Here is a 310-nt window from a genome sequence, read left to right as displayed (position 1 = left end):
CCGAGGCCCTGCTCAACACCGAGCCCGCCTGGGTCCGCCTCAACAGCCGCCACAGCGAACGCGACGACTACCGCGATGGCCAGGGACGCCGCGTGCCCTCCCGCTTCGAAAAGCGTCAGACGATGGCCGACTTCGGTTGGCGCATCAGCGACCACCAGACGCTGAGCGCCGACGTGGCACACAGCAACGGCCAGGCCGTCTACCCGGCCTTCCACATGGATGGCACGGCCTTTCGGCAAGACCGCCTGGGCGCCGGCTGGCAAGCCCGAGAGCTCACCCCATGGCTGGAGCAGCTGCAGCTTCGGTGGAT

1 pseudogene is annotated in these 310 nt (G+C 68.7%); it reads left to right on the top strand.

The features are described from left to right. A pseudogene (locus tag B2W70_RS09480) lies at positions 1 to 310 on the top strand (hypothetical protein); the annotation flags it as partial.

Source organism: Aquabacterium sp. UBA2148 (assembly GCF_002328915.1).
Classification (GTDB): Bacteria; Pseudomonadota; Gammaproteobacteria; order Burkholderiales; family Burkholderiaceae_C; genus Aquabacterium; species Aquabacterium parvum.
Note: the sequence above shows the minus strand (reverse complement) of the source record. Positions and strands in the feature narration are given on the sequence as shown.